General features: G+C 72.9%; 23 protein-coding genes, 1 pseudogene and 1 riboswitch. Of the genes and pseudogenes, 8 read left to right on the top strand and 16 right to left on the bottom strand.

The window, feature by feature from the left end; translation table 11 throughout:
* Window positions 1-7: 7 nt before the first annotated feature.
* Window positions 8-235 (bottom strand): DUF5133 domain-containing protein, encoded by a 228-nt coding sequence (locus tag PSQ21_RS34630; protein WP_274035388.1) that lies wholly within the window; start codon window positions 233-235, stop codon window positions 8-10.
* Window positions 236-560: 325 nt separating this feature from the next.
* On the opposite strand from PSQ21_RS34630, the gene PSQ21_RS34625 reads away from it, so the two are divergent.
* Window positions 561-809 carry a hypothetical protein gene (locus tag PSQ21_RS34625; protein WP_274035386.1) on the top strand — a complete coding sequence of 83 codons (249 nt, stop codon included), beginning with the start codon at window positions 561-563 and terminating at the stop codon, window positions 807-809.
* Window positions 810-913: 104 nt separating this feature from the next.
* Here the strand turns inward: PSQ21_RS34625 and PSQ21_RS34620 are convergent, their stop codons facing one another.
* From PSQ21_RS34620 to PSQ21_RS34585, 8 genes are all read right to left on the bottom strand, one after another.
* On the bottom strand, window positions 914-1,042 hold the full coding sequence (locus PSQ21_RS34620) for an LPFR motif small protein (protein WP_003964321.1): 129 nt from the start codon (window positions 1,040-1,042) through the stop codon (window positions 914-916).
* Window positions 1,043-1,222: 180 nt separating this feature from the next.
* The gene (locus PSQ21_RS34615; protein WP_003964323.1) at window positions 1,223-1,426 is read right to left on the bottom strand and encodes a cold-shock protein; all 204 of its coding nucleotides are present in this window, start codon (window positions 1,424-1,426) and stop codon (window positions 1,223-1,225) included.
* Between the two features lie 344 nt (window positions 1,427-1,770).
* A complete protein-coding gene (locus PSQ21_RS34610) occupies window positions 1,771-2,169 on the bottom strand; it encodes a DUF6221 family protein (protein WP_097868975.1) in 399 nt (132 codons plus the stop codon).
* Between the two features lie 94 nt (window positions 2,170-2,263).
* A complete protein-coding gene (locus PSQ21_RS34605) occupies window positions 2,264-2,719 on the bottom strand; it encodes a VOC family protein (RefSeq protein ID WP_274035384.1) in 456 nt (151 codons plus the stop codon).
* Window positions 2,720-2,722: 3 nt separating this feature from the next.
* Window positions 2,723-4,420 (bottom strand): MFS transporter, encoded by a 1,698-nt coding sequence (locus PSQ21_RS34600; RefSeq protein WP_274035383.1) that lies wholly within the window; start codon window positions 4,418-4,420, stop codon window positions 2,723-2,725.
* A gap of 157 nt (window positions 4,421-4,577) precedes the next feature.
* Window positions 4,578-5,594, bottom strand: coding sequence for an FAD-dependent monooxygenase (locus PSQ21_RS34595; RefSeq protein ID WP_274035382.1), 1,017 nt, complete (start codon window positions 5,592-5,594; stop codon window positions 4,578-4,580).
* Complete coding sequence (locus PSQ21_RS34590; protein ID WP_274035381.1) at window positions 5,591-6,127, bottom strand: isoprenylcysteine carboxyl methyltransferase family protein; 537 nt, start codon at window positions 6,125-6,127, stop codon at window positions 5,591-5,593. The genes PSQ21_RS34595 and PSQ21_RS34590 overlap by 4 nt, the downstream gene beginning before the upstream one ends.
* A 15-nt stretch (window positions 6,128-6,142) precedes the next feature.
* Window positions 6,143-7,195, bottom strand: coding sequence for a type III polyketide synthase (locus PSQ21_RS34585; protein ID WP_274035380.1), 1,053 nt, complete (start codon window positions 7,193-7,195; stop codon window positions 6,143-6,145).
* Window positions 7,196-7,313: 118 nt separating this feature from the next.
* Between PSQ21_RS34585 and PSQ21_RS34580 the strand changes: the two genes are divergently transcribed.
* Window positions 7,314-8,252 carry a UbiA family prenyltransferase gene (locus PSQ21_RS34580; protein ID WP_274035379.1) on the top strand — a complete coding sequence of 313 codons (939 nt, stop codon included), beginning with the start codon at window positions 7,314-7,316 and terminating at the stop codon, window positions 8,250-8,252.
* Between the two features lie 164 nt (window positions 8,253-8,416).
* Window positions 8,417-11,368: a CARDB domain-containing protein gene (locus PSQ21_RS34575; protein WP_274035378.1), complete on the top strand. Its 2,952-nt coding sequence runs from the start codon at window positions 8,417-8,419 to the stop codon at window positions 11,366-11,368.
* Window positions 11,369-11,540: 172 nt separating this feature from the next.
* Here PSQ21_RS34575 and PSQ21_RS34570 read toward each other — a convergent pair whose 3' ends face one another.
* A complete protein-coding gene (locus PSQ21_RS34570; RefSeq protein WP_274035376.1) occupies window positions 11,541-12,386 on the bottom strand; it encodes a transglycosylase SLT domain-containing protein in 846 nt (281 codons plus the stop codon).
* 3 nt (window positions 12,387-12,389) lie between these two features.
* Window positions 12,390-12,548: riboswitch (cyclic di-AMP (ydaO/yuaA leader) on the bottom strand.
* Between the two features lie 483 nt (window positions 12,549-13,031).
* Between PSQ21_RS34570 and PSQ21_RS34565 the strand changes: the two genes are divergently transcribed.
* Window positions 13,032-14,423, top strand: a complete 1,392-nt coding sequence (locus PSQ21_RS34565) for an FAD-dependent oxidoreductase (protein ID WP_274035374.1) — start codon at window positions 13,032-13,034, stop codon at window positions 14,421-14,423.
* A 29-nt stretch (window positions 14,424-14,452) separates the two neighbouring features.
* Here PSQ21_RS34565 and PSQ21_RS34560 read toward each other — a convergent pair whose 3' ends face one another.
* Both PSQ21_RS34560 and PSQ21_RS34555 read right to left on the bottom strand, forming a co-directional pair.
* Window positions 14,453-16,993 (bottom strand): SpoIIE family protein phosphatase, encoded by a 2,541-nt coding sequence (locus PSQ21_RS34560; protein ID WP_274036090.1) that lies wholly within the window; start codon window positions 16,991-16,993, stop codon window positions 14,453-14,455.
* Between the two features lie 160 nt (window positions 16,994-17,153).
* Complete coding sequence (locus PSQ21_RS34555) at window positions 17,154-17,771, bottom strand: hypothetical protein (protein ID WP_274035373.1); 618 nt, start codon at window positions 17,769-17,771, stop codon at window positions 17,154-17,156.
* Between the two features lie 183 nt (window positions 17,772-17,954).
* On the opposite strand from PSQ21_RS34555, the gene PSQ21_RS34550 reads away from it, so the two are divergent.
* Window positions 17,955-19,463: a helix-turn-helix domain-containing protein gene (locus PSQ21_RS34550; RefSeq protein WP_274035372.1), complete on the top strand. Its 1,509-nt coding sequence runs from the start codon at window positions 17,955-17,957 to the stop codon at window positions 19,461-19,463.
* Between the two features lie 118 nt (window positions 19,464-19,581).
* A complete protein-coding gene (locus PSQ21_RS34545) occupies window positions 19,582-20,589 on the top strand; it encodes a PHP domain-containing protein (RefSeq protein WP_274035371.1) in 1,008 nt (335 codons plus the stop codon).
* A 103-nt stretch (window positions 20,590-20,692) separates the two neighbouring features.
* Here PSQ21_RS34545 and PSQ21_RS34540 read toward each other — a convergent pair whose 3' ends face one another.
* A complete protein-coding gene (locus PSQ21_RS34540; protein WP_097872103.1) occupies window positions 20,693-20,884 on the bottom strand; it encodes a DUF6381 family protein in 192 nt (63 codons plus the stop codon).
* A 217-nt stretch (window positions 20,885-21,101) separates the two neighbouring features.
* A pseudogene (locus PSQ21_RS34535) lies at window positions 21,102-21,488 on the bottom strand (hypothetical protein); the annotation flags it as partial.
* 82 nt (window positions 21,489-21,570) lie between these two features.
* On the opposite strand from PSQ21_RS34535, the gene PSQ21_RS37920 reads away from it, so the two are divergent.
* Both PSQ21_RS37920 and PSQ21_RS34525 read left to right on the top strand, forming a co-directional pair.
* Window positions 21,571-21,753: a DUF6480 family protein gene (locus PSQ21_RS37920; protein ID WP_397989471.1), complete on the top strand. Its 183-nt coding sequence runs from the start codon at window positions 21,571-21,573 to the stop codon at window positions 21,751-21,753.
* Window positions 21,750-22,421: an endonuclease gene (locus PSQ21_RS34525; RefSeq protein WP_274035369.1), complete on the top strand. Its 672-nt coding sequence runs from the start codon at window positions 21,750-21,752 to the stop codon at window positions 22,419-22,421. The genes PSQ21_RS37920 and PSQ21_RS34525 overlap by 4 nt, the downstream gene beginning before the upstream one ends.
* 217 nt (window positions 22,422-22,638) lie before the next feature.
* On the opposite strand, the gene PSQ21_RS34520 is transcribed toward PSQ21_RS34525, so the two are convergent.
* Window positions 22,639-22,818 (bottom strand): hypothetical protein, encoded by a 180-nt coding sequence (locus tag PSQ21_RS34520; RefSeq protein ID WP_274035368.1) that lies wholly within the window; start codon window positions 22,816-22,818, stop codon window positions 22,639-22,641.
* Between the two features lie 75 nt (window positions 22,819-22,893).
* Window positions 22,894-23,283, bottom strand: a complete 390-nt coding sequence (locus PSQ21_RS34515; RefSeq protein ID WP_030081948.1) for a hypothetical protein — start codon at window positions 23,281-23,283, stop codon at window positions 22,894-22,896.
* Window positions 23,284-23,460 lie beyond the last annotated feature (177 nt).

The following is a 23,460-nucleotide window of genomic DNA, read 5'->3' as shown; positions in this document are numbered from 1 at the left end:
ACAACGGTCAGGGGGAGAGGACCGAGTCGTCCTCGGGCCGGGCGCCGGGCAGCCGGTGGCGGGCGGCAACCAGCGCGCTGTCGACGTCAGCCGTGCCGGTCGACACGCACAGCGTGTACGCCACGTCGTCCATGCGCTGCCGGGCCTCCTCGCCGCCGCTCTCCGCGTGCAGCACACGCAGTGCCTCGTACTGCTCGACCAGGTTGCACAGCACCGTGGGGTGGGCCATCAGCATGCGGGTCATCCTTCCGCCGGATTCGTCGGGTGGCGTCCTGTGCCCGGGTGGGGCACCGCCCCGGGTACCCGCCCACAGGCGAGCCACACACACCGGGGCGTCGCATCGTCCCCCGCGTACCGGGCGACGCGCCCCGGCCGGTCGCCGGAGCTCCAATATGGCCGGGCGGCCTGGCCTCCGCATCTTCTCCGCCCCTCGGCATGCGTGCGGGCCCTGTGTCCGGGTCCTCGTCGGATCCAGGGAGTGCTTCGCCCGCCAGGGGGTACCCACCAGGGCACATCACTCGTTCCCCGGTCGCACCGGGGCAGTACGGAAGGAAGCTCACATGACCGACCGCAGGCCGGAAGGCACCGCCTACACCGGGGCTTCCGGCAGCCCGCCCCCCGTTCCGGCGGACATGCAGGACCAGCAGACGCAGGAGGGCGAGGACGCGCTCGACATACCGGTCCCGGACCGGGTGGCGCGCGGAGCCGGGCATCCCGAGCCGGACGAGGCCGGCGCAGGCCGGGAGGTCCCGCGCAACGCGGGCGCGCATCCCGACAAGCACCCGACCCCGGACGAGTCGACGGGCTAGCCCCCGGTCCCACCGGCCCGGTGGGCGCGAATCCGGACGGCCCACCACTGAACGCACGGGTGTGTGCCCCGGCCCTCTCCGGTCCGGGGCACACACCCGTGCGTTCAGTGGTGGCCGCGCGCGCTGCTCGACGCGCCGCCGAACAGCCTGGCCAGTGCCCGGAAGGGCAGCGTGACCACGGTGGCGATGGCTCCGCCGATGGAGCGGAGTACGTCTGCGATGGCCTTCAGCATGGGTCGCCCTCCATTCCCGCCCGGACCTTCCGGAGGTTCCGGAACGATCGGTGCGAGAGCCACCGCGTACCCGGCACCCGCCGCCCCAACCGGACAGCCCCTGTCGGGAATCGGCCCGGAACGCTCTGGAGCCCCGGAACGCGATCGCGTTCCGGGGCTCCAGAGCCGGTCGAACCCGGATCAGGCGGTGGTGATGTTCTCCGCCTGCGGGCCCTTCTGGCCCTGGGTGATGTCGAAGGTCACCGCCTGGCCTTCCTGAAGCTCACGGAAGCCGGTGGAGTTGATGTTGGAGTAGTGCGCGAAGACGTCGGGACCGCCGCCGTCCTGCGCGATGAAGCCGAAGCCCTTTTCCGAGTTGAACCACTTGACGGTTCCGCTGGCCATGCCCGTACCTCTCAGCAGTAAACGGATCCGCACCGCGCGGACCCGGAGGTGATCGCCCTGGTTCTCAGGCACTGCACAGCAAAACGCCCGCGCCAGGCGCGGGCAGGTACTGCGAACCACGACATCTTCCGGCGACGCTACACGGCGGGATCACTCCTCACCAGAGAGCAACGCCAATTTGGTGTGGATCACCTTCACGGTCACCGGCTCGTACCACACCGACTACGGTCCGTTCAGGGCCTGTCGACCCGCTGCTGCCGACGCCTCCTCAGCGCGCCGGCAGCCGCCGGAGCAGCCGCGGCCCCGCCCCGCGCACGCGTGGTCCGGCAGGCGGAGCCCGGGTGCTACTGGATGAACCGGGGCAGCCAGCGCGCCTGGTAGTCGGGGTGGCCCGCGTACTCGGCGGCCAGCTGCCGTACGGCGAAGCCGAGGCCCACCGCGCGGCCGGAGCGGAAGTCCTCGGCCGGGCGGTCGGTGTCCAGGTCGGCCACCTCGACGTACTCGCCGAGCATGACCCGGCTCGTCTCGATGCGCTCCAGGGTCCGCGCGGGGTTCTGGAGGGCGATGTGCTGGTCGAAGCCCCGGCCCCGTACGGTGAACGCCACCCCGCCGGTGCGGTCGTGGACCTCGCCCGGCACATCGGCCGGGCACCGCCATCGGTCCCCGCCGGCGGCCAGTGCGACGTGTTCCTCGTCGGCGAGCCGCGCCCGGACGAAGGCCACCATGTCTGCGTTGCCGGCCATTGGATGCCGCTCCCTTGCGCTGACGGATCTCTGCACTCGATACGGGGAGCATTCTGGTGGACCGGACGCGGCACGAGCCACCTCCGCATCCGGTTCACCCCACCGTGTCCCCCGCGTTGCTCGCGGCCAGGTCGGCGAGGACCTTGTGCAGGGGTTCGGTCTCCCGGCGGCGGTACTCCTGCACCGCCCAGCCGTTGCCGTCCGGATCGGTGAAGTACATGAAGGTCGCCCCGTCGTCGGGAGCGTACCGCTGCGGCTCGGAGACCTCGACGCCCCGGCCGACGAGTTCGGCGTGTGCGGCGGTGATGTCGGTGACGCACAGCTGGAGGCCGTGGTACGTGCCCGGTCGCGGGGTTCCGGTCGGGTTGGGCAGGCCGTCGGTGAGGGCGATCGAGCAGCCGGATCCGGGCGGCGTCAGCTGGACGACGCGGGCGCCCGGCATCACCTCGGCGTCGATGTCGACGTGGAAGCCGAGCTTGTCCCGGTAGAAGTCCCGGGCCCGGTCGATGTCGGTGACGGGAAGCACGATCACTTCGAGGGTCCAGTCCATGGGTCAGCTCTCTTTCGCGGGCCGCTCGGGGCCCTGCTCGGGCCGTGGCTCATCGATGCCGGGCTGTGAATGGTCCGTGCCGGGCCGTGACTTGTCCACGCCGTGCCGGGAAGCGTCCGTGCCCGGCCCTGCCGTGTCCGTTGCGGCGTCGCCCGTTCCCTCGGCGGCGAGCGGTGCCGCACCGCCCTGGAGGCGGGCCAGGTCGGCGGGCCTGACCTGGATGACGAACAGGGCGACCAGGGCGGCGACCACGGCGAAGCAGGCCGCGACGACGAAGGCACTGGAGACGCCCGAGGCGAGCACCTCGTGTCCCCAGGGCGGTGGCAGCTCACCGGTCCTGCGGAACTCCAGCAGCTGGGCGGGCGTGCCCTCCCGGAGGAATCTCGGCACCTGGTCGGTCGCCTCGTTGCGGCTGGCCGTGCCGAACGTCGTGACGAGGATCGACAGTCCCAGGGACCCGCCGACCTGCTGGGTGGCGTTGAGGATGCCGGAGGCGGCGCCCGCCTCCTTCGGGGCGACGCCCGAGACCGCCATCAGGGTCAGCGACACGAACTGCATGCCCATGCCGAAGCCGAACACGAGCATCGGACCGAGGATCGAGCCCAGGTACGAACTGTGGACGTCGGTCAGCGTCAGCCAGCCGAGACCGACGGCGGCCAGGAGGGCGCCCACCACCATGAAGGGTTTGGGACCCCACTTGGGCAGCAGCTGGGAGGCCAGGCCGGCGCTGACCGCGATGACGGCGCTCACCGGCAGGAAGGCGAGGCCGGCCCGCAGCGGGCTGAAGGCGAGGACGTTCTGCACGAAGAGCGTCAGGAAGAAGAACATCCCGAACATCGCCGCGGCGAGGCTGAGCATCATCGCGTAGGAGCCGGCGCGATTGCGGTCGCGGAACATCCTCAGAGGCGTGATGGGCTGTTTCGAGCCACGTTCGACCGTGATGAACACCGCGAGGAGCACCACGGCCACCGCGAACGAGCCGAGGGTGATCGCGTCGGTCCAGCCGTCCTCGGAGGCGCGGATGAAACCGTAGACGAGCAGCACCATGCCGACCGTCGACGTGAGCGCCCCGGCGATGTCGAAGTGGCCCGGACGGCGTTCGGACTCGGGGATGTAGCGGGGGGTCGCGAACGCGATCAGCAGGCCGATCGGGACGTTGACGAACAGGACCCAGCGCCAGTCCAGCCACTCCACCAGCAGCCCGCCGGCGAGCAGTCCGATCGCGCTGCCGCCCGCCGAGACGGCCGCGAACACCCCGAACGCGCGGTTGCGTTCGGGTCCCTCGCGAAAGGTGGTGGTGATCAGCGACAGAGCGGTGGGCGAGGCGATCGCGCCGCCGACGCCCTGGAGCGAGCGGGCGGCCAGCAACTGCCAGCCCTCCTGGGACAGTCCGCCGAGCAGCGAGGCGAAGACGAAGAGCAGCACGCCGAAGACGAAGACCCGGCGGCGGCCGAGGATGTCACCGAGGCGTCCGCCGAGCAGCAGGAGGCCGCCGAACGTCAGCGTGTACGCGTTGACGACCCAGGAGAGGTTCTCGGTGGAGAACCCCAGGTCCTTCTGCATGTGCGGAAGCGCGATGTTGACGATGGTGACGTCGAGCACCACCATCAGCTGGCACGAGGCGATGACCAGCAGTGCCAGTCCGCCGCGGTGCCGATCGGAGGTGGCCGTGTCGGCGGGTGTCGCGTGGGAGCCCGTCATGGTGTAGTTCGTCTCTCGTGCCGAGGGCGGTGCGCCCGGTGGGGGCTGCCGGTCTCCGCGTCGGTCGGGTGAACGCGGGCGTTCACCCGACCGACGTTATGCCGGAACCCGGAGCCCCGCCATTCGGGCGGCCGGCCGCCCGCGCGGGCGGCCTGGTTCACTGGAGCGCGTGGACCGCGGTACGGAAGACGGCGGGAGCCCGGTGGGCCGCGGCGACGATCAGCCGCCCCGAGGACGGGTGGCCCGCGGCGGCCAGCAGGGCCGCGGTGAGCAGGCGGTAGCGTCGGGTGACCCGTACCCACCGGCGCGGGTAGTCCTCGGGGCGACCGGTGGCCAGGCAGTCGACCGCGGCCGTCGCGGTGGCGACCGCGAGGGCGATGCCCTCTCCGGTCAGGGCGTCCACGTACCCCGCGGCGTCGCCGACCAGCAGGACGCGCCCGGCCCGCCGGCCCAGCGCCCGCTGACGCAGCGGACCGGCCCCGCGTACGGGGGTGGCCCCGGGGTGGCCCGCTAGCCTGGCCGCGAGAGCGGGGAAGGCGGCCAGATGCCGGTCGTAGGGGCGACGCTCGCGGCTCAGGACCGCCACCCCCACCAGGCGCTCACCGACCGGGGTCACGTATGCCTCGCCGTGCCGGGACCAGTGCACCTCGACGTGGTCCGTCCACGGGGCGAGCGGGTAGTGGCGGCGCAGACCGTAGCGTCCGGGCCCGGCGACGGGCCGGTCGAGGCCCAGGGCGCGGCGCAGCGGCGAGTGGAGCCCGTCGGCGGCGATGAGCCAGCGCGCGGTGAGTCCGGCGGCGGTGACGGTGCCCTCGTCCTGCCGGATCTCCCCCGCCTTCGCGCCGACGACGCGTACGCCCAGGGCCGCGGCCCGCTCGTGCAGGGCGGCGTGGAGTTCGGTGCGGCGGACGCCCGCGCCGGGGCCGCCCCGGAAGGCCGCCTCCGCGCTGCGCCGGCCGTCGGTGTAGCGGATGCCGCGCAGTTCGTGGCCGGTGACCCGGACGCCGAGGTCGCGCAGGGCCGCGACGCCGCCGGGCATGATGCCCTCGCCGCACGCCTTGTCGACGGGGGCGGTGCGCGGCTCGACCACCACCGCCTCCAGGCCCGCCGAGGCGGCCCGGATCGCGGCGGCCAGTCCGGCCGGTCCGCCGCCCACGACCAGGACGTCGATCACGCGCGCGCGTCCGCGGCCGGGAGGCGGGCGAGCGCCCCGTCCTCGCACCGGATCCGCACGGCCATGAGCGCGGCGTTGAGCACGGTGAACACGAGGGCGGTCGCCCACGCCCCGTGGACCAGGGGCAGCGCGAGGCCTTCGGCGGCGACGGCGACGTAGTTCGGGTGGCCCATCCACCGGTAGGGGCCGCCGGCGACCCGGGGGAGGCCGGGAACGACGATGACGCGGGTGTTCCAGCGGGGGCCGAGCGCGCGGATGCACCACCAGCGCAGCGCTTGCGCGGCCACGACGACGGCGGCCATCGTCCAGCCGAGGACGGGCGGGAAGGGACGTTCGGCGAACCCGGCCTCCGCCAGGCAGCCGGCCAGCAGCCCGGTGTGCAGCGCGACCATCGCCGGATAGTGCCCGCGACCCGATTCGACGCCGCCCCGGGCGAGGCTCCAGCGGGTGTTGCGGCGGGCCACGACGAGTTCGGCGAGGCGCTCGGCCGCGACGGCCAGCACCAGGAGGGTGTACCAGGTGGTCGAGGTCATGGGGGTCTCTCCTTCCTACCAGCGCAGCAGCACCAGTTCGCAGCAGAATCCCGGGCCCATGGCCAGCAGCAGGCCGGGGGTGCCCGGCTCCGGCCGGCGCTGTTCGATGGTGTCCCGCAGGACGTGCAGGACCGAGGACGAGGACAGGTTGCCGACGTCGGCCAGCGAGCGCCAGGTGACGTCGAGCGCGCCGTCGGGCAGATCGAGGACCTCGATGACGGTCTCCAGCACCTTGGGGCCGCCCGGGTGGCACACCCAGTGGGCGACGTCCTTCGGCTTGAGTCCGTGCTCGTCGAGGAACTCCCTTACGTCGTCGGCGAGATAGCGCCGTACGACCTCGGGCACCGCCGGGTCGAGGACCACCGTGAAGCCGGTGCTGCCGATGTCCCAGCCCATGACGTGCTCGGTGTCCGGGTACATCCGGCTGCGGGTGGCCACGATCTCGGGCCCGGAGACGGCCCGGCGGCCGCCGAGGGCGACCACGGCGGCCGCTCCGTCGCCGAACAGCGCGGTCGCCACCAGGTTGGCGGGCGACGCGTCGTGGCGCTGGAAGGTGAGCGAGCAGAGCTCGACCGACAGGAGCACGGCCACGTCGTCGGGGCGGCCGAGGAGATAGTCGTGCAACCGGGCCGTCCCGGCGGCTCCGGCGACGCAGCCGAGGCCGAAGAGGGGCAGCCGTTTGACGTCCGAGCGCATCCCCAGGCGGGCCACGAGCCGGGCGTCTACGGAGGGGGCGGCGATGCCGGTGACCGAGGTGAACATCAGCAGGTCCACATCGGTGGGCCGCAGCCCCGCCGCCCGCAGCGCACCGCGTACGGCCTGGGCGCCGAGGTCGACCGCGGACCGGATGAACACGTCGTTGGACGCGCCGAAGCCGTCGAGGTCGCGGTAGCCGTCCAGGGGGAGCACGGTGCGTCGGGTGCGGACCCGGGCGTTCTCGTGGAGCCGGTCCAGGACACGGCGGTCGGCTTCGGGCGGCAGGCAGGTGCGGGCCACCATCTCGGTGACCTCGCGCTGGGTGTGGCGGTGGGGCGGCAGTGCCCCGTGAACCGCGGCGATGCGGGTCATCCTGCCTCCTGCTTCGGTGGCGTCATGGCCCCATCCTGCCCACAAAAGGTAATGAATCGGCGTAAAAGACCCGCCCGGTCGCCGCATTGACGGGGCGCCAGGCCCCTACGATCGCCGGATGGACGCCGTGGACAGGGTGAGCCCGGCCGGAGCGGGGCCGGCCTACGCCGAGCCGGCCGGGGCGGAGCCGGCCGAGTCGGGGCCGGCGGGCGCGGGCCCGACCGGTGCGGGGCGGCGCGGCCGGGTCACGGGGCTCGCGCTGGCGTGCCACCCGGGACCGGCGCTCGCGGTGACCGCGCTCGCCTGCGCCCTCGCCCTCGGCTCCGGCCTCGGCGGCACCCGCTCCGCGCTGGTCACGGCGGCGGTGCTGACCGGCCAGCTCTCGGTGGGCTGGTGCAACGACGCGTACGACGCGCGGCGTGACGCCGACGCGGGCCGCCGGGGGAAGCCCGCGGCCGACGGCACGGTCGGGGCGCGTGCGGTGTGGGCGGCGGCGGTGGTCGCGGCCGCCCTGTGTGTGCCGCTCTCGCTGGCCTGCGGGGCGCTCGCCGGTACGGCGCATCTCGCCGCGGTCACCGCCGCCTGGCTCTACAACCTGTGGCTCAAGGCGACCGTCCTGTCCTGGCTGCCGTACGTGGCCGGGTTCGGCGCCCTGCCCGCAGCCGTCGCCCTCTCCCTGCCCGGCGGGCCGTGGCCGCGGTGGTGGGTGGTGGCGGCCGGGTCCCTGCTCGGGTTCGCGGCGCATCTGGCCGACACGCTCCCGGACATCGCGGCGGACCGGGCGGCCGGGGTCCGGGGGCTCCCGCACCGGCTGGGCGTCAGGGGGACCCGGCTGCTGCTGCCGGTGCCGCTGCTCGGCGCCACGGCCGTGCTGGCGTTCGGGCCGCCGGGGCCGGTGGGCACCGGGGGTGCGACGGCGCTCGTCCTGGCCGGTGCGGCGTCGCTCGCGGGTCCGGCGCTCGGCCGCCGGTGGCGCAAGGCCGCCCTGGCGGGAGCGGTGGCCGTGGCGGCGGTGGATCTCGCGCTGCTGCTGGCCAGAGGAGCCGCGGGGGCCTGAACGGGCCCACCGCATCACCGATCTGACGCAGCGTCAACCAAGGCATCCGAATGACATGGCCATGCGAAGACCGTTGACAAAGCAGAAGCTGAGCAGAAATCTATGAACCTCTCACCGCAAAAGATTGACTTGTCGGCTCAAATATTGTGGAAGCAGAGGGCATCATGAGATGGAAACGACTCTTCGGACCGTCGATCACCGGGCTGCTGATAGCCGCAATGGTCTCCGTCGGGCTCCTGCCCGTGACCGCGAGCGCGGCTGAGGCCACCGATCTGGCCCGGGGCAAACCCGTCGTCGCCAGCGGGTCGCACGGTGGGTTCTCCGCCGCCAACGCCAACGACGGCAACGTCAACAGCTACTGGGAGTCGAACGGGCTGCCGGCCGACCTCACGGTGAAGCTCGGCGCCGACGCGGACCTGGAGTCCGTGGTGGTCAAGCTCAATCCCGATCCGATCTGGGGCAGCCGGACCCAGGACATCCAGGTGCTCGGACGGACCCAGGACGGCACCGCGTTCACCTCGCTCCGGGCCCGCGCCGGCTACGCGTTCCACCCGGCCGGCAACCAGAACACGGTGACCATCCCGGTGGCCGGCCGGGTCGCCGACCTCCAGCTCAGGTTCTTCGCGAACACCGGGGCGCCCGGCGCGCAGATCGGCGAGATCCAGGTCCGGGGGACGGCCGCGCCCCACCCGGACCTCACCGTGAGCGCTCTGTCCTGGAGCCCCTCGTCCCCGTCCGAGACGGACGACATCACCATCGACGGGACCGTCCGCAACACCGGTTCGGCCCCCTCCCCCGCGACGACCGTCAACGTGAGCCTGGGCGGCGTGGCCGTGGGCAGCGCGCCGGTCGGTCCGCTCGCCGCGGGAGCCTCGGCCCCGGTCTCGGTCGGGGTCGGCAAGCGGCCGCAGGGCTCGTACACCGTCTCGGCGCTGGTGGACCCGACCGACACGGTCGTCGAGTCGGACAACGCCAACAACAGCCGGACCACCGCCTCCCCGCTGGTGGTCGGACAGAGCCCCGGCCCCGACCTGGAGGTCCGCTCCATCGCCTCCAGCCCGGCCGACCCGGCCGTCGGCGCGGCGGTCACCTTCGCCGTGACGGTGCGCAACCGCGGCACCAGCGCGGTGAACGCGGGCACCGTCACCCGCCTGACCGTCGGTTCCACCACGCTCAACGGCACCACACCGGCCATCGCCGCGGGCGCGACCGCGAACGTCACGATCGACGGCAACTGGACGGCGGCGAGCGGCGGCGCGACGCTGACCGCCACCGCCGATGCCACGAACCAGGTGGCGGAGACCAACGAGACCAACAACGTCTTCGCCCGTTCCCTCGTGGTCGGACGCGGCGCGGCCGTGCCGTACACCGAACTGGAGGCGGAGAAGGCCGCTTACCGGGGCACGCTGCTGCGGTCCGACGCCGAGCGCACCTTCGGGCACACCAACTTCGCCACCGAGTCCTCCGGCCGCGAGTCGGTGCGGCTCGACGCCACCGGTGAGTTCGTGGAGTTCACCTCGACCGCCCCGTCGAACTCCGTCGTCGTACGCAACTCCGTTCCGGACGCGCCGGGCGGTGGCGGCCGGGAGACGACCATCAGCCTGTACGCCGACGGCGAGTTCGTCCGCAAGCTCGACCTCTCCTCGAAGCACAGCTGGCTGTACGGGAACACCGACAGCCCCGAAGGGCTCACCAACATCCCCGGCGGCGACGCCCGACGGCTGTTCGACGAGTCCCACGCCCTGCTCACGCGGACCTACCCGGCGGGAACGAAGTTCCGTCTCCAGCGGGACGCGAGCGACAACGCCGCCTTCCACGTCATCGACCTGATCGACCTGGAGCAGGTGGCGGCGCCCTCGTCGCAGCCCTCGGGGTGCGTGTCCATCACGGCCTACGGCGCGGTGGCGAACGACGGGATCGACGACACGGCCGCGATCCAGCGCGCGGTGACGGCGAACCAGAGCGGTGAGATCGGCTGCGTGTGGATTCCGGCCGGGCAGTGGCGCCAGGAGCAGAAGATCCTCACGGACGACCCGCTCGACCGGGGCCAGTGGAACCAGGTCGGCATCCGTGACGTGACGGTCCGGGGCGCGGGCATGTGGCACTCCCGGCTCTACACCCTCACGCCGCCGCACGAGGCGGGCGGGATCAACCACCCGCACGAGGGCAACTTCGGTTTCGACATCGACGACAACACGCAAATCTCCGACATCGCCATCTTCGGCTCCGGCACCATTCGCGGCGGCGACGGCAACCACGAGGGCGGCGTCGCGCTCAACGGCCGGTTCGGCAAGAACACGAAGATCAGCAACGTCTGGATCGAACACGCCAACGTGGGCGTCTGGGCCGGTCGCGACTACACCAACATCCAGGAACTGTGGAACCCGGGCGACGGCGTCGAGTTCACCGGCATGCGGATCCGTAACACCTACGCCGACGGCATCAACCTCGCCAACGGCACCCGCAACTCCACGGTCCACAACTCGTCGTTCCGCAACACCGGCGACGACGCGCTCGCGGTCTGGTCCAGCAAGTACGTCAAGGACCAGTCCGTCGACATCGGCCACGACAACAGCTTCCGCAACAACACCATCCAGCTTCCGTGGCGCGCCAACGGCATCGCGATCTACGGAGGTTACGACAACACGATCGAGAACAACCTGATCTCCGACACGATGAACTACCCGGCCATCATGCTGGCGACCGACCACGACCCGCTGCCGTTCTCCGGGCGGACGCTGATCGCCAACAACGGCCTTCACCGCACCGGTGGAGCCTTCTGGAACGAGGACCAGGAGTTCGGCGCGATCACTCTCTTCCCGCAGAACCTGCCGATCCCCGGCGTCACGATCCGCGACACGGACATCGTCGACTCCACCTATGACGGCATCCAGTTCAAGACGGGCGGCGGCCTGATGCCGGACGTCAGAATCGAGAACGTCCGGATCGACAAGTCCAACAACGGATCCGGCATCCTCGCGATGGGCGGCGCGCGCGGCAACGCGACGCTCACGGACGTGACGATCACCGACTCGCGCGACGGCCATGTACTGATCGAGCCCGGTTCGCAGTTCAGCGTCTCCGGAGCCCCGAACGGGGCACGCGCCGAGCGGTAGTCCGCGGCACGGTTCCCGGGCCGGCGGACCACCGCGGGCCCGGGAACACCCGTTCCTCCCGGATGACGCAGCCGGCCGTAGTTGCCGGTGGGTCACGAGAAACCCGGGGGTGACTTCTTGGCGCGCCCGAGGGCCCCGGACCTGGGGTCCGGGGCCCTCGGGGGACGGAGGATCAGTAGGCGCCGAAGACGTTGTCGATCGAGCCGTACCGGTCCGCGGCGTAGTTGCACGCGGCCGTGATGTTGGCCACCGGGTCGTAACTGTCGGTCGAGGTGCCGGGCACGTGGTAGGCCTGGAAGGTCGGGTCGATGACCTGGAGCAGCCCCTTGGACGGGGTGCCCTTGGCCGCGTTGGAGTCCCAGTTGTTGATCGCGGCCGGGTTGCCCGAGGACTCGCGCATGATGTTGCGGTGAATGCCCTCGTAGGTGCCGGGGATGCCCTGTTCGGCCATGACCGCCAGCGACTCCTTGATCCAGCCGTCGAGGTCGTTCGTGTACGTGACGGCCTTCTCGGCGGCCGGGGCGGCCTTCGCCACGGGGGCGGCGTCGACGCGCTCCGAACGGTCGGCGCGGTCCGCCTCGGCGCCGCGCGCGGCGGACGGCGAAGCCTTGGCGGCCTTGCCCGCCGTGTCGCCCGAAGAGGCCTCGGCCTTGATTCCGAGGGTCAGCTTGATACCCGGGTGAATAAGGTCGGGATTCTCTCCGACGATCTTCCGGTTGCCTTCGTACAGCTTCTCCCAGCCGCCACTGACGGAATATTCACGGGCGATCTTGGAAAGCGTTTCACCGGCCACCACGGAATGCTGGGCAGGGGCGGCACGCAGGACGGAATTCGCCTGCGCGGACACCGGGGCGGACGCCACGGCCTGCTGCGGCGCGGCGGCGGGCGCGGGGGCCGCGAAGGCACTGGTGGCGCCGATCACCGGAAGGGCCAGGACGGCCCCGCCGGTGGTCACGGCGGCCAGGCCGCGGCGCAGCGAGGGGGACTGGGGACGACGGTGCTTACCCTGTGCGGGCATGGGGGATTTCCTCTCCGGCGCCTGCGAGGTGAGCTGTCGGGTTCAGACGGGAGATGTCTGGCCGCACGCTCGTGCGGCTTCACCCCAAGCCGTTCCGGTGACGGATCGGCGACTTACCTGGGTCCCCCGCTCCTGCCGTACGTGAGTGGGTTTCGGATTCCCGGACGGCGGCAGGATTCGGCGTTCCATCCGGATTGACGGTGACCGTAGGCGAGAAACGCCGAACAGAACAAGCCCCGCATTCCGGATTCCCCTTTTCACGCAAGATCGAGTGATGGAATTACCGGATCGGGCCACTCCGTCACGGCGTCAACTTTCTTCGCACGGAAGGGAACCGACACCTCCGCTTCCCCGTCCGCCCCCTCGGACGTGACGCTCACCACTCCCTCGCGGTGGCGGTGAAAACCGGGTCAAGCAAATGCCTCAAAGAGGCCCAACAAGCCCTTTGGGAAACATGAAGGCAAAAGAAGCAAATCGACCATATCGGTATAGCAAAACGGATTAATCGGGCACTCTAGGCGGGGCCGGTCGAGGGGCCCGCGAGGCGATCGCTTACGGTGTGCGGTGGAGACTAGTAAGCCAACCCTTACCTCCGACGTACGCTGTACCTGCCCGCGTTCGCCCGCCCCGAAGGATCACCACGCCATGACACGCCCCGTCCGCGTCGCCATTGTCGGAGCCGGCCCCGCCGGTATCTACGCTGCGGACGCGCTGCTCAAATCCGAGGTCTGCCAGGACCCGGGGGTCTCCATCGACCTCTTCGAGCGCATGCCCGCGCCCTTCGGCCTGATCCGCTACGGGGTGGCCCCCGACCACCCGCGGATCAAGGGCATCGTCAAGGCCCTGCACCAGGTGCTGGACAAGCCCCAGATCCGGCTCTTCGGAAATGTCAGCTACCCGCACGACATCGGCCTGGACGACCTGCGGTCGTTCTACGACGCGGTGATCTTCTCCACCGGCGCCGAGGCCGACCGGGCGCTCGACGTTCCCGGCATCCAGCTGGACGGCTCCTACGGCGCGGCCGAGTTCGTCTCCTGGTACGACGGGCACCCCGAGGTCCCGCGCACCTGGCCGCTCACCGCGGAGAAGGTCGCCGTGCTCGGCGTCGGGAACGTGGCGCTGGACGTGGCCCGCGTCCTGGCCAAGACGGCGGACGAGCTGCTGCCCACCGAGATCCCGGACAACGTGTACCAGGGCCTCAAGGAGAACAAGGCGCTGGAGGTGCACGTGTTCGGGCGGCGCGGCCCCGCGCAGGCCAAGTTCAGCCCGATGGAGCTGCGGGAGCTGGACCACTCCCCCAACATCGAGGTCATCGTCAACCCCGAGGACATCGAGTACGACGAGGGCTCCATCGCGACCCGCCGGGAGAACAAGCAGGCCAACATGGTCGCGCAGACCCTGGAGAACTGGGCGATCCGCGACGTCGGCGACCGCCCGCACAAGCTGTACCTGCACTTCTTCGAGTCCCCCGTCGAGATCCTCGGCGACGACGGCAAGGTCGTGGCGCTGCGCACCGAGCGCACCGAGCTGGACGGCACCGGCAACGTCCGGGGCACCGGTCGGTTCACCGACTGGGACGTGCAGAGCGTCTACCGCGCCGTCGGCTACTACTCGGAGGAGCTGCCCAAGCTTCCCTTCGACGTGGCCTCCGGCACCGTGCCGCACGAGGCGGGCCGCGTCATCGCCGGTGACGAGCACATGACCTCGGTCTACGTCACGGGCTGGATCAAGCGCGGCCCGATCGGTCTGATCGGACACACCAAGGGCGATGCCAACGAGACGGTCGCCTGCGTGCTGGAGGACCGTGCCGCCGGCCGTCTGGCCGAGCCGGCCACGCCCGCGCCGGAGGCCGTCGACGCCTTCCTGGAGGAGCGTGGGGTCCGCTACACGACCTGGGAGGGCTGGCACAAGCTGGACGCCCACGAGCAGGCGCTGGGCGCGGCCCAGGGCCGTGAGCGGGTCAAGGTCGTGGAGCGCGAGGGCATGCTGGAGGCCTCCGGCGCCTTCGTCCCGGCCGAACGCGCCGCCGACGCCTGACGGAAACAGGACGCCTTCCGCGACACGCGTCAGGAGGCCGGATCCGGGGCGCCCGCCGTGCGCCCCGGATCCGGCCTCCCGAACGTGCGCCACAGGTCGGGTCCGGGCGCCCGGCCCGCCCGGGGCCGCCGGACCGCCGGGGTCCCGGCCCACCGGGCGGCGAGCAGGAGCGCGATGTCGTCGGGGCGGTCGATGGCAGCCCGGGCCTCTCCGATGACCTGGTCGGCCGTCTCGGCCAGGGGGACCGCGCCGATCCGTTCGACGGTGGCGCGCAGCCGCTCGATCCCCTCGTCGATGTCCGTCCCGGGGCGCTCGATCAGCCCGTCCGTGAACAGGGCGAGCATCGCCCCCGGTTCGAGCCGCAACTCGGTGACCGGGTAGGACGCCTCCTCATCGATCCCGAGCACGATGCCGCCGGGCAGGTCCAGCACCTCCGTCCGGCCGTCCGGCCGACGGAGCACGGGCTGCGGATGCCCCGCCCGCACGGCGCGGGCCACTCCGGTCACCGGGTCCAGGACGATGTAGCAGCAGCTCGCGAACTGGCCCGGGTCGAGGTCGATGAGCAGCCGGTTGGTCCCGCTCATCACCTCCTGGGGATCACGGCTGCTCAGTGCGAACGCCCTCACCGCGCTGCGCAGTTGGCCCATGGTCGCGGCGGCGGAGACGCCGTGGCCCTGTACGTCGCCGATGATCAGGGCGAGTTCCTGGCCGGTCTCGATGACGTCGTACCAGTCGCCGCCGACGTCCATGCCCTGCGTGCCGGAGAGATAGCGCCCCAGGGTGTCCACCCCGTCCACCTCGGGCAGCCGGCTCGGCAGCAGGGCGTCCTGGAGCCCGCGGGCGAGGGCCGACTCGCTGTCGTAGCGCTGGGCGCGCTGCAGGGCCTGGGCGATGAGTCCGGCCAGCGCCGTCAGGACCGTACGCTCCTCGGGACTGAAGCCGCGGGGCCGGTCGAAGCCGAGGATGCAGGAACCGACGGGCCGCCCCGAGGCGATCAGCGGCAGAAACGCGCGCGCGCCGACATCCGCGTCGATCGGGATGCCCGGATAGGCCTCGGCCAGGCGCTGCATGGACTCGAAGAAGATCGGACGGCCCGTGGTCAGGGTCTCCACCCCGGGAATGCTGACGTCGAGCCCGACTCCGTCGAAGCGGTCGAGGAAGCCCTTCGGGAAGCCCGTCTCCCAGGCCAGGTGGAGATGGCGCTCGTTCAGCAGGTAGATGGCGAGCTGACGGCCGCCGAACGCCGGCAGCAGCTCCTCCGTGACCACCGCGGAGACCTGACGGGCCGTGACCGCCTCGGTCAGCGCGATGGCGAGGGCCACCGGCCGGTACAGCGCCGAGGAGCGGTCGGCGGTCGAGCCGATGCCCAGGCCGGGCGTGGTGACGGAGCCGGGGGCGTAGGCGGGCCGGTCGGTCGCCCGGAGGACGACGGTCACCCCGTCGCGGCCCGGGTACAGGGACACCGACAGCCAGCGCGAGGGCGGGCGCCGGGCGCGGAAGTGGACGGGTTCGTCGGCCATCAGGGCGGCCCGGTAGTGGTCCTCGTAGGCCTCGTGCCCGAACCACGGCAGGGCCTGCCACACGACATGGCCCACGAGCTCCGCCCCGGGGTGGCCGAGCAGTTCCTCGGCGAGGCCGTTCGCGTAGGTGATGCGGCCCAGCCTGTCGAGGGAGAGGACGCCGCAGGGCAGCCGGTCGGCGGCCTCCGGCACGACGGGCCCCGCGCCGAGGTCGACCAGGAAGCCGCTCAGACGGCCGGGGGACCCATCGCCGTCCGGGTGCGTACGGCGGCCGGACAGCTCCAGCAGATGGGACCGGCCGTCGGGGCCACGCAGCCGCATCCGGCGGACGGCCGGCCCGGCCGGCCCGGCCGGTTCCACCGTCCGACGGGCCAGCGCCCACAGTCCGTACGCGTCCTCCGGGACCAGTCGTCCGGCGAGCGCGTCGACGGTGCCCGGGAAGGCGGCGGGCTCGAAGCCGAGGATCGCGCAGAGTTCGTCGTCGGCGGCGACCTGCCCGGAGTGCAGGTCCCAGTCGAAGCGGCCGACCCGCACCGGGGGCGTGGCGGCGGGCAGTCGCACGGGGGCCGGTTCGGTCTCCCATACGCAGTCCACGCCCCGCTGCTCCAGATCGGTGAGCGCGCCGCCGAGCCGGTGGCCCAGGCGGTGCAGCCGGTCGCCGTCGGCGGGGTCGACGGGCTGCCCCGGGGTGGAGGCCCGCAGGACCGCCAGCACGCCCACACTCCCCCGGGGCCCGGTGATCGGCACCCACAACGACCCGAACGGGAACGGCAGCCCGGCCATCAGCTGCGGGAACCGGCGCATCGACTCCTCGGCGTCGGCGAGCAGCACGGGGCGCCCCGTGCGGTAGACCTCGGACACCGGGAAGGGCCGGTTCACCTGCACCCGCCACCAGGGCCGGAACAGCGGGCCCGGCAGTCCGGCGAGCACCGCGAGCCGCAGAAGTCCGGGCGTCCGGCCGCGGAGGTAGATCCCGCCCGCGAAGGCGTCGCTCGATTCGACGGCGCCGACGAGGGCCTGCGCGAGGACGAGGGACAGCTCGTCGGGCACTCGGCCGCACTCGTGCCCCCCGGCCGCGGCCCCGTTTCCGGCGGGCGGGGGATGCCGGGTCGTTTCGTGCCGGGTCACACAGCCAGCATGCTCCCGGGGCGGGGTGCCCCGCACCTCCGGCGACCGGCCGCCCCCCGGCGACCGGTCGCGGGGCGCGGCCTCAGTACAGCTTGGCGACGGCGGTGCGCGTCGTCTTCCTGAAGCCCTCCAGCGGTGCGCCGTCGAGGTCGCCCAGCTGTCCCCACTCGACGACGGTCACGGCCCTGCCGTCGCGGCCCACGGAGTAGAGCCCGATGTCGGTGGAGCCGACCTCCGGGTACGAGGTGTCGATGCTGTAGACGTGCGCACCCTCCTCGACGTCGACACGCCCGTGGTAGAACGCCTCCCCCTCCAGGCCGGGGTTCTGCTCCTTCAGCCGGTCGAGGCAGGTCTCCAGCGCGCTCCGGAGTTCGGCGGCGAGCGCCTTGGCGCGAGCGGTGCTGGCGGCGACCGTGACCGTCTGGCGGGCGCCGGTGTCCAGTTCGGTGCGGAAGTCCCGGTGACGGGTGCCGGCCGCCGGGACGAGGCCGGCGGTGCATCCGGATCCCTCCGCGGGCACTCCCTGGCGTACGGGTCCGGCAGTCCAGGGGGTCAGGGAGGCGGGCAGCTGGCCCGCGCTCAGGAATTTCGGCGGGGCGGGAGCGAGGGCCGGCGCCGCGGCGGCGGGCGCCTGGGCCAGGGCGGCGACGGCCAGGCCCGCGGCCGCGGCGGTCAGAAGTGCGGTGCGAAGGGTGCGCATGGTGAGGTTTCCCCGTTTCGGGTGGTGCGGTCGGATGGTCGTACGCCGTCGCGCCGAGGTGTACGGAGCCCGCTCGACGGGCCGTACGGCTGCGGTACGGGAACGAGCACCAGCGTCGGCCTCCGCCCCGGTCCGGACAAGCGCGACACGGCTTCCCGCCGGGCTGGAACCGTCCCACCCCTGGTGACGTGGGTGTTCTCGGAGGGCTGGAACGCCCTGGAACGGCTGCGGGGGAGGTCGAGCGTGTCGGGTGACGCCGAGGGGGCCGCACGGGCGGTGCTGGCGGAGCAGCTGAGCGCGCTGCGGGAGCGGTCGGGCCGGACGTACGCGTCGCTGGCCCGCCGCATCGGGGTCAGCGGCTCGACGCTGCACCGGTACTGCACGGGGCGGACGGTGCCCGCGGAGTTCGCTCCCGTGGAGCGGCTGGCCCGCCTGTGCGGCGCGTCGGCCGGGGAGCGGGAGGCGCTGCACCGCCTGTGGATCGTGGCGGACCGCGAACGCCTCGATCGGCAGGCGGCGGCGGAGGCCGCGGAGAAAGCGGAGCCCGCGGAAGCCGTGGCGGTGGAGGACGTACCGGTAGGGGTCGTACCGGTGGAGGACATGCCGGTGGAGGTCGTGCCGGCAGAGGACGTGTCGGCGCAGGACGTGCCGGTGTACGCCCCGGCCGGGGAGGTGGCCACGCTCGCGAGCGGGTCTCCCCGGGGACCGGAATTCCGGTCGCGTCGAGCACGCCGGTACGGGCAGGGGCTCGGGGCCCTCGCCGCCGCCGTCCTCGTTCTGGCCCTGGTCGCGGCTTTCGGAGGGACGGCGCTCCCGGGTCCGGACCGGCGCCCGTCGTCGGCCCAGCGGCCGGGCGGGCCTCCGGTGGAGAGCCCGGAGCCCTTGCCTTCCGGTTCCGGCTCCCCCACGCCCGGAGAGCCGCACGGCACGCCGGGCGGGACCCCGCGCGGAACGCCGTCCGGTGGCGCACGGCCGGCCGTGCCGCCCGGCGTGGGACCGCGCGAGGAGACGCTCCCCCGGCCGTCCGGGGGTTCGCCGGGGCCGCAGGCCGGGCGGGCGCCGTTCACCTGGACCGCGGACGACCATGTCTGGAAGAACGGCTGCGACCACTCCTACCTCGTCGACCGGGCGCCGGCCGCCGTTCCGCCGCCCCCGGTGGAGGCGGACGCGAAGTCCTGGGCCGGAGCGCTCGGCGGTGTGCACGCGGGTGAGGCCGGTGTCCGGATCACGTTGCAGGGCCGGGACGAGCGGGCCGTGGTGCTGGAGGCCCTGCGGATCCGGGTGGTCGAGCGCCGTTCGCCGCCGGAGGGCCGGGTCTACCGGATGAGCTCCGGCTGCGGCGGGTCCCTCACTCCGAGGATGTTCGACGTGGATCTCGACATGCCCCGGCCCGCCGCCCGCTCGGTCGCGGGCAACGACTCGGGCGAGCCCATCGAGGCGGTCACCTTCCCGTACAGCGTCTCCGTCACCGATCCCGAGGTCCTCCTGATCACGGGTCGCACGGTCTCCTGCGACTGCGACTGGTTCGCGGAGCTGACCTGGAGCAGCGGCGGCCGGTCCGGCACGGTGCGCGTCGACGACGGTGGGCTGCCGTTCCGTACGACCGGGGTGCGGGGGCGCCCCGTACTCGACTACGACACGGACACCGGCCGCTGGGTGCCCGTGCCGGACACCGGGGAGCCCGCCTCCTGAGAGGTGTGGCCACGGCGCGGAGGTGCCCGGGGCCGGATGCGCCCGGGGCCGGATGCGCCCATCCTGGTGGGGCGGGCGGCCTGCCGGCGGACCGCGGACGCTCCTGGTGGAGGTGCCGATGGACCCCGTCACCGCCCTGCGGCGGATCGCCTTCCTGCTGGAACGCTCGCAGGCCGCCACCTATCGGGTGAAGGCCTTCCGTACGGCCGCGGCCGCCGTGGACGCGATGGCCGCTGGGGAGGCGGCGGAGCGGGTGGCCGCGGGCTCCCTGGAGCGGGTCGCCGGAATCGGGCCCCGGACCGCGGAGGTGATCCGCGAGGCGCTGGCCGGGGAGACGCCCGGGTATCTGGACCGGCTGGAGAAGGAAGCCGCCGTTGAGCCGCCCGTCAAGGGGGGCGAGGAGTTGTACGCCCGGCTGACGGGCGACTGCCACCTGCACTCGGACTGGTCGGACGGGGGCAGCCCGATCGAGGAGATGGGCCGGACCGCCGCGGAGCTGGGACACGCGTGGGCCGTCCTCACCGACCACTCGCCCCGGCTGACGGTGGCGCGCGGCCTGTCGCCGGAGCGGCTGCGGGAGCAGCTCGCGGTGGTGGCACGGCTCAACGAGGAGTGGGCCCCGTTCCGGCTGCTGACGGGGATCGAGTGCGACATCCTCCCGGACGGCTCGCTCGACCAGGAGCCCGAGCTGCTGGAGGCGCTCGACGTGGTGGTGGTCTCCGTCCACTCCAAGCTGCGGATGGACCCGGAGCCGATGACCCGGCGCCTGGAGGCGGCGGTCCGCCATCCGCGGGCGCATGTGCTCGGCCACTGCACGGGACGCCTGCTGGCCGGGCGCGGCCGTCCGGAGTCGCGGTTCGACGCGGACCGGGTCTTCGCGGCCTGCGCCGGTGCGGGGACGGCGGTCGAGATCAACTGCCGTCCCGAGCGGCAGGACCCGCCCCGGAGGCTGCTGCGCGCGGCCGTCGCGGCGGGGGCGCTGTTCGCGATCGACACGGACGCGCACGCCCCGGGGCAGCTCGACTGGCAGCGGTCGGGGTGCGCCCGGGCCGAGGAGTGCGGGGTGCCGGCCGACCGGGTGGTGACGACCTGGAGCGCGGAACGGCTCCTGGAGTGGGCCGGCTGAGCCGTGCGGCCGGTACACGCGCCCGCCCGGGTCCGCACGCGCGTCCGCCCGCCCGCCCCGAGGGCTGCAGAGCCTCCGGGGTGGCGGGCAGACGTCGGCCGGGCTACTTCTCGGGGTAGATGTCCCCGGCCTCCATGGCGCTCTGCTGCTCGCTCCGGTCCCGGATGGTCCGGGACTTCTTCTCCAGCCGCTCGCGCTCGTGCGGGTCGCTCGCGCGCTCCGCGGCCTCCGCGAGCTGCTGGGCCTTCTCACGCATCTGCCGAGCCAGGTCGGCGGGTTCGTCCGAACCGCTCATCACCACTCCTTGGACGCTGGGGACCTCTGCCCCCAGCGAACCAGCGACCGGCCACCTCCGCATCCCGCGCGGCCGGGCACGCGCCCGGACCGGGGTGTCGCTCCGACCGCGGCGGTTCAGGAGGCTGCCGGCCCAGCCGCCGCAGGAGTGCGCGCGTTATGGGGTGACGCGCGTGCGCCTGAGCCGAACGGCGGTCCAGCTCCTCGCCGAGGCGTGCGGTGCGCAGGACGACCCGGTGGAGCAGCCCTTGTCTCACCCTGGGGTTGAGGGTGAGACTTTCCTCCGCCTGCCGCAGGGAGGCGTCGACCTCCACGAGGTCGTGGTCGAGCCTCCGGGCCTCGTGGAGCCGGGCGGCGGCCCTGGGCACGGGGTTGTTCCCCACGACCTCCTCGCCCATGCCGCGCGGCATCGTGCACATCCGGGCGGCCATCAGGGTCTCCCACACCCGGTCCCACGCGGTGTCGGCGACCTGGGAGACGCCGAGGACCAGCATCGCGCTGATCGCCACCTCGGGCACGAACTCGTTGACCCGGACCAACCGCCCGATCGGCAGTGAGGTGAAGATCGTGAGGCCGAGGCTCCACCAGCTCAGCCCCACCGGAGAGGGCCCCGCCGTACGGCCCCGCAACCGGGCGCGGAACCCCCGACGGCGTGCGCGGGGGCCCGGAGGGAGAGACCCTGGGGGCATGGCTGTTCTACTGAATCCCCCAGGAGAGACACCGCCGGCCGAGGGTTCCATCGGGGAGGCCCACGAAGAGCGTGCGGACGGAGGGCTGTGGGAGCACCCCGGCGTCTGGATCACCCTGATCGTGGTCGGTGCGCTGGTGGTCGCCGGATTCTTCCTCGCCCGGATCTTCGGTTACGGATGAGCCGCGAGGTGTCCGCGTCGGCGCGCCGGATCACCGACGCGCTGCTGGAGGCGTACGGGCGGACGTATGCGGCGGAGGCGGGCATCCGGCTGCGTGACACTCCGCAGCCGCTCTACCAGCTGCTGGTGCTCAGTCATCTGCTGAGCGCCCGGATCCGGGCGTCGGTGGCCGTGGCGGCCGCGCGGGCGTTGTTCGCGGACGGTTTGCGCACCCCACGCCGGATGGCCGACGCGAGCTGGCAGCGGCGCGTGGACGCGTTGGGCGAGGGCGGCTACCGCCGCTACGACGAGCGGACCGCCACCCAGCTCGGGGAGGGAGCGCACCTCGTCCTCGACGTCTGGAAGGGCGACCTGCGCCGACTGCGCGCGGAGGCGGACGGCGACGGCGAGGCGTTGCGGAGGGAGCTCCGGCGTGTCCGGGGGATCGGACCGGCCGGGGCCGACATCTTCCTGCGCGAGGTGCAGGACCTCTGGCCGGAGACCGGTTTCCTGGTCGGTGCGAAGGGTCTCCAGGGCGCCGAGCGGCTCGGTCTGCCCACCTCCAGCGGCGCGCTGGCGGAGGCGGCACGCGGCCGGGACCGGGCCGCGTTCGCCGCGGCGCTGGTCAGGGCGGCACTGGACCGGGAGGTCGTCGAGAGGGTCCGAGAGGCCGCCCGGGCGCGGAAGTGAACCCCGCGCCCGAGCGTTCGCGGACGGCGGGAAGGCCCGGAGCGTTCGCGGGCAGCCGGAGGGCCACAGCGTCCGCGGGTAGCGGGAGGGGCCCCAGCGTCCGCAGGTAGCGGGAGGGGCCGCAGCATTCGCGCGCGGCGGGAAGGCCCGGGCCGTGCGGGCTCGCTCGCGAAGGCGCCCGTGCCGTGCACGACGGCCACGGGCGCCTTCGCCTCTCTCAGCGGTCGGAGGCCGCCCGCGCCGCGCGTGCCAGGGCCTCGTCGCGGCGGGCCTCGGCCTGTTCCTTCCTGCCCTGGGCCTTCAGCCACTCGTTCTCGAGGGCGATGCCGTCCGATTCCTTGATCATGCCTTTGAGCCTCCGCGCCTTGGCGCGGGCGATGTCGGTGCCCTTACCCACAGCTGCCTCCATGCCGCGAGGGAGATACGCGCTTCTCCCTCCACTATGCATACCCGCGCGGCAGAACGCGGGCCGCTACAGCAGAGGGTCCTCGTCCTCGTCCGGTCCGCCGCCCTCGACCCGCAGCGCGAGGTCCTGGAGGACGTCCGCCGACGACACGTCGGTCTGCCCGGAGTCGTGGACCTGGGCCAGCATCGTGAACGCGAGGGTGAATGCGCTCACGAGCTGTTCGACCGCACCGCCGACCTCGCGCCCGACGACGGTGACCACCTCCTCGACGGAGAAGTCGTCGGGGATGGCGATGTGGGGCATCGTCTCGTTCAGCAGGGCGGTGACGGCGCCCGCTCCCGCGTCCAGGTCTTCCCGTTCGAGGTCCGCCTCCAGCAGACGCTGCATTTCGCGCGCCTCTGTGAGGATGCCGATCACGCGCTTCACGACTTCCCGTTGCTCCATGGGCGCGAGCATAGGGCGTGCAGCCCGGTCGCAACGTCCGGTCGAGTGGACTTGCGTCCGGTTGTCGCGGCCTCACCGCGGCCGGGAAGGGGCAGGTCCGTGGAGTGTGACCCGAAATCGCCCGCCGTCGAGCCGACACCGCCCGCGGCCGGTCTCCCGCGGCGGCCGCGGACGGACCACGGCCCGTTG

Origin of the sequence: Streptomyces sp. MMBL 11-1 (assembly GCF_028622875.1) — a bacterium.
Classification (GTDB): domain Bacteria; phylum Actinomycetota; class Actinomycetes; order Streptomycetales; family Streptomycetaceae; genus Streptomyces.
Note: the sequence above shows the minus strand (reverse complement) of the source record. Positions and strands in the feature narration are given on the sequence as shown.